We start from the raw sequence: 1,115 nt of genomic DNA on the forward strand, positions 1-1,115 counted from the left end.
TTTGGCCTTAAAGGGACGACGCGACCTGATCGCCATACCATAGCGATTGATATCGAGGCATTTAACTTCCTGTGAGGAGCTGAAGAATTTTCTTAAGCCGACAGGTTGTATTGATATTCGTAAATCAGGCGCTTTATGGCGTCTTTTAATGCGGCGCTCTGCCCAATTTATGAGTTTAATTTTATGCATAGGTATAAAATGGTATGGGGTTAGGTCGAATCAGGAGAGGGATATTAAACGCTAAACACCCAACAAATCAACTTTCAACTGACAGCTGTTCTTATAGTAAATGAATATAGGTTAAATTGTTGGTAAAAATTAGTCTTGTTAAGCCAGTCTGTTTTGTTAATATCGTTTAGATACTTTGAACTAATGCTTTGCATGTAATCATTTTCATAATATTTAAGGGCTCACATTGAAACCGCTATCTACGAAACAATTATACAAAACATGTGATGATGCTGACTTGGGCTTTTCCAGTACTAAAGCTCTGCCGCCATTAAATGAATTTGTAGGTCAGGACCGTGCACAGGAAGCTGTCCGCTTTGCGATGTCAATGCCTGACTCTGGTTACAATGTGTATGCAATTGGCCGCAATGGCTTGGGCAAGCGTACGATGATCTTGCGTTTTCTAGATCATCACCGTAAAGAAAATAGAGAGTTATACGATTGGTGCTACGTTGCTAACTTCGATGAGCCTAGATCACCCAAAGTACTTAAGTTACCGGTTGGCATGGGCGCTAATTTAAAAAAGGATGTCGAAAAGCTTATGACCCGTTNGGTCAAAGGCATTCCTCAGGCTTTCGAGAATGATCAGTACTTTCAGCGCTCAGAAGCACTCAAGCTAGAATACGCTGAAAAGCAAGAAGCGGCATTAGAGAAAGTCGCTAAGCAAGCGAAGCGAAAAAAGGTAAAGCTATCTTTGACAACCCCTGGTGGATACCGTCTCACTGCAATGAATGGTGAAGATGTACATACAGTCGAAAGCTTTGAAGCACTTGCGGAAGATGAGAAAGATCAGTTTGATGATGTAATCACTAAGCTTGAATTAAAGCTAAGAGGGGTGATTAGAAAAATAGCAAACTGGGAACAGGAGTTTGTAGATAAGCAGCAAG

Annotated in this window: 2 protein-coding genes; one reads left to right on the plus strand and one right to left on the minus strand. The window is 40.9% G+C overall.

Features of this window, described 5'->3' with window-relative positions; genetic code table 11:
* Window positions 1-189, minus strand: a 189-nt coding sequence (locus A3735_RS32210; protein ID WP_231882678.1) for a hypothetical protein, incomplete at its 3' end; no start/stop codon positions are given.
* 226 nt (window positions 190-415) lie between these two features.
* Between A3735_RS32210 and A3735_RS27770 the strand changes: the two genes are divergently transcribed.
* A partial coding sequence (locus tag A3735_RS27770; RefSeq protein WP_156499977.1) for a Lon-like protease helical domain-containing protein occupies window positions 416-1,115 on the plus strand: 700 nt, incomplete at its 3' end.

The sequence above is a fragment of the Oleiphilus sp. HI0061 genome (assembly GCF_001635675.1).